The organism is Bradyrhizobium sp. (genome assembly GCF_019242285.1).
Taxonomy (GTDB): Bacteria; Pseudomonadota; Alphaproteobacteria; order Rhizobiales; family Xanthobacteraceae; genus Bradyrhizobium.
The window spans coordinates 1-9,874 of sequence record NZ_JAFAVV010000023.1; the positions used below are offsets into that span (position 1 = coordinate 1).

A 9,874-nucleotide genomic window follows, 5' to 3' on the forward strand; every position below is an offset into this window, starting at 1 on the left:
CCCTCCGCGTCCAGCGCGAGCTCGGCGTGGATGAGCTGCGCGCGGCCCTGGCTGTCGGAGAGGAAGCTGCCCGAGCGCTCATCGGTCCATTTCACCGCCCGCTCGAGCGCCTTCGCCGCGTGCAGGATGCAGGTATATTCGGGATAGTTCAGGTTCTTCATGCCGAACGAGCCGCCGATATTGGCGGTCAGGACGCGGACCTTCTCCGCCGGCACGTTCAACAGCCGCGCGATGACGGCCTTGTTGCCGGCGACGCCCTGGGTCGGGACCTGCAGGGTGTAGCGCTCGGTCTTCGCGTCATAATGGCCGAGCGCGACGCGCGGCTCCATCGACACCACGGCGACGCGGTTGTTGACGAGGTCGAGCCTGGTCACATGGGCGGCGGCGGCAAAGGCGGCGTCGATCTTTTCGGCATCGCCATAGTGGTAGTCCAGCGCGACATTGTTGGGGATGTGGTCGTAGAGCTGCGGCGCGCCGGGTCTGGCGGCTTCCGCGGCGTCGGTCACCGCCGGCAGCGGCTCGATCTCGAGCTCCACGGCTTCCGCGGCGTCGCGCGCCTGCGCCACCGTCTCGGCCACCACGAAGGCCACGGGATCGCCGACGAAGCGCACCTTGTCAGCCGCAAGCGGCATCCGGTTGGTCTGCAGCAGCGGCGAGCCGTCACGGTTCTTCAGCGGCATGCCGCAGACGAACGGATTGTAGCCCGCCGCGACGAGGTCGGCGCCGGTCCAGATCCCGAGCACCCCCGGCATCGCGCTGGCCGCCTCGGTGCCGATGCCCTTGATGAGGCCGTGGGCATGGCTGGAGCGCACCACCCAGCCATAGGCCTGCCCGGGCAGACTGAAATCGTCGGTATATTTGCCCTTGCCGCGGACCAGCCTATCGTCCTCCTTGCGGCGGACGGGCTGGCCAACCCCATATTTTTGCAATGCAATAGCGTTCTCGAGGGAGGATGGCTGAGTGTGATCTTGCATCGGAAATGCCTGATTTTACGGGGGTTCCAACGAGATAATGCACGGAAAGGGCAGCGACAATGCCGGATTGGGCATACTGCTAGCCCCTTATTGCGCCGCTCCCCCGCACTGGTAATGTTCGCGCGAAAATGAATGCGAACCGGCCGGTTTCGGCCGCGGAAAGCCTGGAATGAGCGATGACTCGCGGCTTCGTGGCGGCAGGGCGCTGCGCGAAGAGCTGCCAAACCCGGTTGCGGCCAGCGGCACCGGTCCGCCGGCTGCTGGCCGTTCGTCGGCGGGAGGAACCGAGGTCTATGCCGCGCTGGACCTTGGAACCAACAACTGCCGGCTGCTGATCGCCTGTCCGTCCGGGGATGGATTCCGGGTGGTCGATTCCTTCTCGCGGATCATCCGCCTCGGGGAAGGCATCTCCGCCACCGGCTGCATCAGCGAGGCCGCGATCGGCCGGGCGATTGCCGCGCTCTCGATCTGCCGCGACAAGATCAGGTCGAGAAGGGCGAAGCGGCTGCGGCTGATCGCGACCGAGGCCTGCCGCGCGGCCTCGAACGCCGATGGCTTCCGCGACCGGGTGGCGGCCGAGACCGGCATCAGGCTGGAGGTGATCGATCGCGAGACCGAGGCAGCGCTCGCCGTGATCGGCTGCTCGCCGCTGGTCGAGCCGAATGGCCGCGGCGCGATCCTGTTCGACATCGGCGGCGGCTCCACGGAGCTGGTACGGATCGAGCGCGATCCCGTTGCCGGCAACGCCGAGCCCGTGACAAAAGCCTGGATGTCGATCCCGCTCGGCGTGGTCACGCTGGCCGAGCATTTTGGCGGCAAGGATGTCACTGCGGAAGTCTATGACCGCATGGTCGAGGAGGTGGCGCGTCATGTCACGCCGTTCGCGGCCGAGCATGGCCACGACATCGCCGGCATGCACCTGCTCGGCACCTCGGGCACGGTAACGACGCTGGCCGGCATCCATCTCAATCTGTCGCGCTACGACCGCCGCCGCGTCGACGGCATCTGGATGGAGGATGCCGACATCTCTCGCACCATCGCGCGCCTGCTCGGCATGAACTATCAGCAGCGCGCCAGCAACAATTGCATCAGCGTCGATCGTGCCGACCTCGTACTGGCCGGGTGCGCCATTCTCGACGCCATCCGGAAGGCGTTCCCGCTGCCCCGGCTGCGGGTCGCCGATCGCGGCCTGCGCGAGGGCATGCTGGTCGAGATGATGCGCGAGGACGGCGCGCTGGTGGCGTGGTGACCTGATGGCCAAGGATACGACCGGCCGGCTGCATGTCACGGTCCGGACCGGCGGCAAGCGCAAATTGTCGTCGAAGCTCTGGCTGGAGCGCCAGCTCAACGATCCCTATGTGGCGCAGGCCAGGCGCGAGGGCTATCGCTCGCGCGCTGCCTTCAAGCTGATCGAGATCGACGACAAGCACCACTTCCTCAAGCCCGGCATGACCGTGGTCGATCTCGGCGCCGCGCCCGGCGGCTGGAGCCAGATCGCGGCGAAACGCGTCGGCGCCGCCGACGGCAAGGGCAGGGTGGTCGCGATCGACCTTTTGGAGATGCCGGAGATTGTCGGCGTCAGCTTCGCGCAGCTCGATTTCCATGCCGCCGACGCGCCCGAAAAGCTCACCGCGATGCTCGGCGGCCGCGCCGACGTCGTGCTGTCCGACATGGCTGCCAACACCACCGGCCACCGCAAGACCGACCAGCTCCGCATCGTCGGCCTGGTCGAGATCGCCGCCGCGTTTGCCGTGGAGGTGCTCAATCCCGGCGGCACGTTTCTCGCAAAGGTGTTCCAGAGCGGCGCCGACGCCGAGCTGCTGGCGCAATTGAAGCGGGATTTTACGAGCGTGCGCCACGTCAAGCCGGCATCGAGCCGGCAGGATTCGTCCGAGCGCTACGTGCTGGCGATGGGATTTCGCGGTGCGCGGAAATCGGAAGGGCCGTAGGCTGGGCTAAGCGCAGCGTGCCCACCATTCTCTCGACAGCTGTGCTCCGCAATGGTGGGCACGCTTCGCCTTTCGTGTGTCACGCATCGGCGCAAGAAGCCCGCTCAGCCCACCCTACCGTTCTCGCTCGATTTTAAATCGCATTTGGAGGGCGAACAGTGTATATGCCGGCCATGTCACGCCCATCATCCCTTTCGCGTGCAATGCTCGCGATTGCCATCCTCCTGACATTGCCGGCCCTTGCGCTCGCCGCGCCCGCCGCCAAGCGGCACCCGGCGCGCTGGCACGGCTATGGCTTCCTGCCCGGCTATCAGCAGCCGCCGAGCAACAGCGCGCCGCCGAACTTGCGAGAGGCCGAGCGTGGCCCGCCCGGCTACAAGCGCCGTCACTGGTACATCGATCCGACGCCGGAATATCTCGGCTATGACGGCGAGTGGCACTATTTCGGCCGTCCCGGCTTCTACCGCGGCCATTACAATGGCGGCAGTTTCGGACCCTGCTGGACGCGGACGCCGATCGGTCCGGTGTGGAACTGCGGCTAGCGCGACCCCAAGAAAGACTTTCGAGCTCGACACTCTACTCAGGCGCAACGCGCATCGCGTTCAGCGTCCCGCTCCATTTGCTCACCTCCGCAGCGATGAACGCGCGCGCACCTTCCGGGGTGGCCAGACCGTCCGCAATGATGGTGGTCGAGAGCGTGGCGAGCTTTTGCGCCAGGTCCGGGTCGTGCAGCGCTTGCCGCAAGGCGGCGGCGAGCTTGCCGACAACATTCTGCGGCATCCCCTTCGGGCCGAGAAGCGCGACCCAGACGCTGGTTTCGAGATGCGGCAGTCCTGCCTCGTCGCAGGTCGGCAGAGACGGCAGTTGCGCCAGTCTTTCACGCGTGGTCACGCAATAGGCGTTGATGTTCCCCGCCTTGATCTGCTCGGCCGTGTTGGCGACCTGGTCGCACATGAGATCGACCTGGCCCGCCAGCAGGTCGTTCAGCGCCGGCTTCATGCCGCGATAGGAAACGGCCGTCATCGACGCGCCGATGGCCTGCGCGAAGAACAGGTTGCAGAGATAGGAGGCGCTGCCTCGTCCTGCGTCAGCGAGGTTGATGGTCTCGCGGTTCGCCCTGATGTAGGCGATCAGCTCGCGCAGATTCGTCGCGGTGATCGCCTTCTTGGTCACGACGGCCTGCGGCGTCTCGGTCACGAGGCCGATCGGATCGAAATCCCCGAGAGGATCATAGGTGTGCCTCTTGTAGAGCGCAGGCGCCGCCGCGAAAGTGATGTTGTGCATGAGCAGCGTGTAGCCGTCGGGCGCAGCCTGGGCGACGCGGCTTGCACCGATCGTGCCGCTGGCCCCTCCCACGTTTTCGACGATGATCTGCTGCCCCAGCCTCTGGCCCATCAGGTTTCCGATCCAGCGGGCGAACAGGTCCGAGGGGCCGCCGGGCGGATTGGGCACCACGATGGTGATGGTGCGGGAAGGATAGTCCTCGGCGACCGCAGAGTATGAGGCGATCAGACAGAGAAGACCGAGCAGACACAGCCAACGCAAACCCATCATGCTGACGAGTTTACATCCTAATCGCCCGCAAGCAACGCGACCGCCTTACGACGGTGCGTGCTCTGACACCGCTGACTGCACCGTCCAGCGATCAGGGTCCGGCGCGCGGCCGATCAAGGCGAGGCCGTAGGCGATGGATTCGAACCGATCGGCCGAGGTGAGCCGCTCCGTGCCGAAGCGTTCGGCGAACAGGCGCTGCACCGCCGGCACGAACGAGGTGCCGCCGGTGACGCGGTCCCACCACGTGGCGCGCTGGACGACGAAGCCCGCAACGGCAGATTCCGTCGTTTCGGCCTGATGCCGATCGAGGTTCAACACAATCCTGGTGCATCGTGCGGATCGTCATGGCCCGCGCAACGGGCGGGGCAAGCCTCGGAGGGGATTGGTCATGCCAGCACCCATCAACCGGCCGCACGCCGCAGGCCACCGGCGGCTATTGCGGGGCCACCGTTTCAGGGCCTCGTGTCGATTTGCGGCCGTCATGTTGTCGCTCGGCACTTCCGTCGTGTCCGCTGCCGAAGCGCCGAACCGTCCATCCCTGGACAAGACCAGTTTCTATCTGTCGTCCGCCGGCTTTCGTATTCAGGTCGCCAACGATGCCGCCGGGCAAAAGGCGCTGCATGCGCTGCCGGCGCACCGCTTCGTCACCAATGGGGTTGGCGAAGCCCTGCGCTATTCCTACGCCGAGCCGGAGCATTGCGTCTGCATCTTCGTCGGCACGCAGCAAGACTATGACCGATATCTCAAGATCCTCAACCAGCCGCCAAGGCCGGCCAGCGGCGTGGCTCCTGACTACAAGACCGAAGCCGGCGTGCTCTTGAGCGGCCAGCCAGCGCGGCAAAGCACGCGTGGCGACCCGACCACGCTGTCGGATTATCTCGGCGCTCTTCGCTCGCGCTATTGAGGGCCGCGCGCCGCGAAGCGGTGGATGGTGCGGCCGTCGAAATTGCTCGACGAGCAAGTTGACGCTAGCGGGCGGCTCGTTCCTTGACAGCGATGCCGAACATCCCCTTTCCGTTGTGACGCCGGGAATCGGGACGCAGGGGTTCTGCCTCGCAGACCAGCGAACGCTGGCCTGGAACGGATTGCGTGAAACTATGGAAGCCCCGATTCACGTCGATGTCGTCGACGACGATCAGTCCCCCCGGCCGCAAGGCTGCCCACGCCAGGTCGACTTCGAAGCGAACATTCCGTTCGCTGTGCAAACTGTCGTGTATGAAAAAGTCAATCGTTCCGAGCTGCGTCAGGAGGTCGGGCAGGCGTCGCCTGCTCGACCCGAGGATGTAGGACCAGCGATCCCGAAATCTGTCGCCAACGGCTACTCCGACCTGCTGCTTCCATTCGGGCTCGACCGGAGGCCGATCAATGCTCCAGAGATGGCCGTTGCCGTTTCGCTCCAGCGCCTCGAGAATGAAGCGCGACGTGACGCCATGAGCGACGCCGGTCTCAACGATGGTTGTCGGCTTCAGATGGCGGACCACACACCAGATGGCGCGCACGAAGCCGGCATCGCCGTCGTTCCAGCCCTTGAAACTTTCAGGGCCGGCCCGAATTCCCTTCGCCTGCAGTTCGCTCATGACGGCGGACCACAGCTCCCGGAACTCCGACAGCAATTCGTCCGGTGCGGACAGATTGATCAGAGAGTGCAGGCGCACCTCCCAATCATTGTCGGGCTGATAGAGATCCGGCGGCGCGTGGCCCTCGCGATGCGCGGCATATTGCTCGCGAAACCGCATCCATGATTCAATCGGATCAGACGCGATGGCGGCCAGGGTAGAAATGGGCCGCCGCAAATAGGGTTGGAAATCAAGCATTGCCTGCTCCACACTCTCAGCAATCGATAGCATGGATTTGTGGAGCTCTGACGACACTTCGTCTTTTACGTACAGAGCATAGAATGGCCACAATTGGGCCTGGCCTCGGAGGCTTGCTTTCTTGCTGGAGCTGAGTGTCACGATCGACGCCACGATGCCGATCGAACGCGTCGTCGACGAGATTCTGGCAAAGTGCGGATCATGATCCGCCGTTATGAATTGGCGGGATGGCGGGTTACGCCTTCGGCTCCAACCCGCCAAGTCCCTTTTGTTCATTACCCATTCAACAAGGATCTCCCATCTTTCAATGCGCCGGTGGGCCCGCGGTTCACAGCGGTACACTTAGAAATGGAGATCGCCATGAAAGTTCTTGCTGCCTCTCTATTGGGTATAGTTGTTCTCTCTACTGCGCTGGTGTCAATCACCACGCCAGCCGCAGCGTTGGGCGGATGCGGTCCAAACGGCCATCGCAACGCGTGGGGCCGTTGCGTCTTTGGGGGACAAAATCAAGCCTGGTGCATTCGAAGGACCGGCCATCCGGCCACTCCTATGCCCGACGGCACGTTGCGGTGCCTGTAGGGTGAAACTCATCGATCGGCTTGGAGACCCTTTGGCGCCGCGGCTCTTCGCGAAGAATCCCGAGCCGTTGATTCAGAACAACACCAAATCTTGAATGAAACGGCGGAAGTCGGCTTGCCTTCAGGCAGCCGACCTACGCGGCGATTCCACCAGAGGTTCGGGTGAGGCCATCAATAGAGGTAGCGCCGCCGCCCCCACAACAACAAGGCCCGAACCTCACAGTGTTGGCACGGCCTCCTGGTCGAAGACCACCGGCGTGTGCCCGCATCAGCGCTTCGAACTCACCCAAGCCAGGAACGCGCCGGTGACGTCGGCCCCGATGGCGATGCGTCCGAAATTAGGGATATCGAATGGCGCCCGCACTATTCGGCCGCCATGACGCTCGATCTCGGCTGCGCATCGATCGACATCATCGACTTCGAGATAGCTCAGCCAGTGCGGCGGATCGCTGTCGGGAACGATGCCGCGCATGTCGAGAATGCCGGCAACCGGCCTGCCCTCGGCCTTGGCGATCCAGTAAGTGCGGTTCTGGTGCGCCATCGACATGCCCTCGAAGGTCCAGCCGATGGTCGCGGCATAGAAAGCCTTGGCGGCCTCGACGTCACGCGTGTAGAGTTCGTTCCAAGTGAAACTTCCGTGTGTCACGACTTCCTCCCTGTTGCTGCCGTTCACTGACGCCGCCGCAGCGGCGCCCATCCAGAGGACGAACGAGACCAACCAACGCCGACAGCGCTTCGTGTCGAAGACTCGAAATCCAAACGCCTAACTGAGAATTCCGAAGGCTGGAATGGCTGCGCCCCATGACCGGTTGGGGTCATTCGCGACTTAGCCGGACCGCCCCGTCATGTCTGTCGTCGGACGGGCGAGGTCGCAAATGCGGCGCATCGCGTCGATAGCAACGGATTTGCCGCGGATGCTCGTGAGGCATGACCTGCGGTCGTAACCGGTCAACGGCCTTTCCGACAGGCAAGGGCGTAAACGCCAACTGGTTGCCGGACGTCAGGCGAATCAGTCCGGATGAACGGCTTGCCACGGCGCCCGGTGAGCCGGAAACGTGACGAAATCGTCTGCGCGGAAACAGAAAGTTCGTCATGCGATTCAGCGCGATCGTTCCCATCAGCCAGCCCTGCGCAAATTTTATTCTTTCGTTTTTCCGAAATTAGGTCTATATACGCCCATCCCGCCTCGACCAGAGGGGCGTACGCGTCGTCACGAACGTGGGGCGGGATGCGGTGGACGCGGAGGGTGTCGCGCGACGAGCGGCATCGGCTGCGGACGGCGAAGGCGTGTGGTCCTGATCCCGCGACGCTGGGATCAAGTCTCGCAGGAACGATGCGAGGCGAGGGTGGCAAGAGAGCCCGTTCACCCGGGAGAGCGCGCTATAAACCGTAAACCATCGCGCAGGGAAGGCCGGGTATTTGCGGCTGAACCTGTGGTTCCTACCCCGTGCGTTATCTGCTGCACGGGGGCCATGGGCATCAGCCGATGCCCGGTCTTCCCTGCGCCCTCTTGATTCTCGAGGGTGGTCCTTCCTGCACAGCTCGGGCGTCTCACGTCGCGAGAACGAGTTCGCACGTGGCTGAACGTCGCGGCCGGCGTCCGCCAGCGCGTTGACGCAACACAGCCAGCTTGATCAGGCCGCCATCGCCGATCTAAGCTCGGCTCCCGACAAACAGCCGGTATTTTCAAAACCGGGCAGCGGCAACAGGGAAGGTACGGTTCAATGAGCGGGCTCATCACGCGTCGCACGATACTGGCCGGTGGGACGGTTGGCCTGCTGGCGGCTCCCTGGGTGGCCAGGGCACAGGCCAATACGCTGCGCATCGGCATGCAGAGCATCCTGTCGGGACCGATCGCCCTGCTTGGCACCTCCTCGCGCAATGCGCTGATGATGGAGCAGGATCGCATCAACGCCGCCGGCGGCTTTCTCGGCCGCCAGATCGAATTCGTCTACCGCGATTCCAAGGGCCAGCCCCAGGAGGCCGCCCGCGTGGCCCGCGAGCTGGTGAACTCGACGGGCTGCGAGCTTCTGATCGATGCCGAGGCCTCGTCCGCCTCCTTTGCGGTCCAGGAGGTGGTGCGCGACCTCGGCAGCATCGCCTGCATCCACACCAACAGCGAGACCTCGTCGCTGACGGCTGATCCCAAGATCCGCGTCGCCACGGCTTTCCGCGTCGCGCGCCAGGGCGTGCACGACGCGGTGGCCGGCAGCATCTATCTCTCCGACTACGCCAATGCCAAGAAGATCAACAAATGGGCGACCTGTTCGCCGGATTACGCCTATGGTCGCGACACGACCGCGCAGTACCTGCAATTCTTCAAGCAGTTCAAGCCCGACGTCGAGGTCGTCACCGAAGCCTGGCCCAAGCTCGGCCAGCCCGACTTCACCGAGGTCATCACCAAGCTGATCCAGGCCAAGCCCCAGGCGCTGTTCACGCTGCTCTATGCCGGCGACCTCTCGGCCTTCGTCAATCAGGGCAACGTCTATGCGCTGTTCTCGCAGATGACGGTGGCGACCCCGAACGTCGACTATCCCGTGCTGGCCGCCATCAAGAACCTGCCGCCCGGCATCCAGTCGGCGACGCGCTATCTGGAGACGTTCCCGGACACGCCCGCCAACAAGGAATGGGGCCAGGCCTATCTGAAGCGATGGAACGAGCGGCCGACCAACTGGTCATGGCAGAACACGGTGGCGATGCAGTTCTACGAGCAGGCCGTCAAGAAGGCGAACTCGCTCGACGCCAAGGCGCTGGCCGATGCGCTGACCGGCATGAAGATCAACACGCCGTTCGGTGTCGACGGCACCATCACCATGCGCGACGACCATACCACGATCGGCTACGCCATCGGCTGGGGCCAGACCACGCCGAAGGAGCCGTTCATCATCGATGTGAGGCCCGCCGATTGGGGCAAGATCCTCGAGCTCGAGGCCGAATGGAAGAAGCAGCAGAAGTACATCTGAGCCTAAGGCGAATGCTTCCATGGAACCTGTCGCTTCCCAGCA

Annotated in this window: 9 protein-coding genes and 1 pseudogene; 5 read left to right on the plus strand and 5 right to left on the minus strand. The window is 64.2% G+C overall.

Features of this window, described 5'->3' with window-relative positions; translation table 11 throughout:
• Positions 1-974 (minus strand): molybdopterin cofactor-binding domain-containing protein (locus tag JOY90_RS01200; protein WP_291689351.1); only part of this gene is annotated, 974 nt, incomplete at its 3' end.
• A gap of 169 nt (positions 975-1,143) precedes the next feature.
• Between JOY90_RS01200 and JOY90_RS01205 the strand changes: the two genes are divergently transcribed.
• From JOY90_RS01205 to JOY90_RS01215, 3 genes are all read left to right on the plus strand, one after another.
• Positions 1,144-2,223 carry a Ppx/GppA phosphatase family protein gene (locus JOY90_RS01205; protein WP_291689352.1) on the plus strand — a complete coding sequence of 360 codons (1,080 nt, stop codon included), beginning with the start codon at positions 1,144-1,146 and terminating at the stop codon, positions 2,221-2,223.
• 4 nt (positions 2,224-2,227) lie between these two features.
• Complete coding sequence (locus JOY90_RS01210; protein ID WP_291689353.1) at positions 2,228-2,923, plus strand: RlmE family RNA methyltransferase; 696 nt, start codon at positions 2,228-2,230, stop codon at positions 2,921-2,923.
• 173 nt (positions 2,924-3,096) lie between these two features.
• Positions 3,097-3,465, plus strand: a complete 369-nt coding sequence (locus JOY90_RS01215; RefSeq protein WP_291689354.1) for a hypothetical protein — start codon at positions 3,097-3,099, stop codon at positions 3,463-3,465.
• 34 nt (positions 3,466-3,499) lie between these two features.
• Here the strand turns inward: JOY90_RS01215 and JOY90_RS01220 are convergent, their stop codons facing one another.
• Together JOY90_RS01220 and JOY90_RS01225 are read right to left on the minus strand one after the other, a co-directional pair.
• Positions 3,500-4,477, minus strand: a complete 978-nt coding sequence (locus JOY90_RS01220) for a tripartite tricarboxylate transporter substrate-binding protein (protein ID WP_291689355.1) — start codon at positions 4,475-4,477, stop codon at positions 3,500-3,502.
• Positions 4,478-4,522: 45 nt separating this feature from the next.
• Positions 4,523-4,708, minus strand: a pseudogene (locus JOY90_RS01225) (Hsp70 family protein); the annotation flags it as partial.
• 157 nt (positions 4,709-4,865) lie between these two features.
• Between JOY90_RS01225 and JOY90_RS01230 the strand changes: the two are divergent.
• Positions 4,866-5,381 (plus strand): hypothetical protein, encoded by a 516-nt coding sequence (locus tag JOY90_RS01230; RefSeq protein WP_291689356.1) that lies wholly within the window; start codon positions 4,866-4,868, stop codon positions 5,379-5,381.
• A gap of 64 nt (positions 5,382-5,445) precedes the next feature.
• Here JOY90_RS01230 and JOY90_RS01235 read toward each other — a convergent pair whose 3' ends face one another.
• Positions 5,446-6,444, minus strand: coding sequence for a class I SAM-dependent methyltransferase (locus JOY90_RS01235; protein WP_291689357.1), 999 nt, complete (start codon positions 6,442-6,444; stop codon positions 5,446-5,448).
• A 693-nt stretch (positions 6,445-7,137) separates the two neighbouring features.
• Entirely contained in the window at positions 7,138-7,515 is a 378-nt protein-coding gene (locus tag JOY90_RS01240) for a VOC family protein (protein ID WP_291689358.1), read from the minus strand.
• Positions 7,516-8,593: 1,078 nt separating this feature from the next.
• Between JOY90_RS01240 and JOY90_RS01245 the strand changes: the two genes are divergently transcribed.
• A complete protein-coding gene (locus JOY90_RS01245; RefSeq protein WP_291689359.1) occupies positions 8,594-9,832 on the plus strand; it encodes an ABC transporter substrate-binding protein in 1,239 nt (412 codons plus the stop codon).
• The last annotated feature ends 42 nt before the right edge of the window (positions 9,833-9,874 follow it).

Coding starts and splice junctions, on each gene's coding strand:
- JOY90_RS01210 (WP_291689353.1), top strand. CDS start 2,228: ATGGCCAAGGATACGACCGGCCGGCTGCATGTCACGGTCCGGACCGGC.
- JOY90_RS01220 (WP_291689355.1), bottom strand. CDS start 4,477: ATGATGGGTTTGCGTTGGCTGTGTCTGCTCGGTCTTCTCTGTCTGATC.
- JOY90_RS01245 (WP_291689359.1), top strand. CDS start 8,594: ATGAGCGGGCTCATCACGCGTCGCACGATACTGGCCGGTGGGACGGTT.
- JOY90_RS01205 (WP_291689352.1), top strand. CDS start 1,144: ATGAGCGATGACTCGCGGCTTCGTGGCGGCAGGGCGCTGCGCGAAGAG.
- JOY90_RS01215 (WP_291689354.1), top strand. CDS start 3,097: ATGTCACGCCCATCATCCCTTTCGCGTGCAATGCTCGCGATTGCCATC.
- JOY90_RS01230 (WP_291689356.1), top strand. CDS start 4,866: ATGCCAGCACCCATCAACCGGCCGCACGCCGCAGGCCACCGGCGGCTA.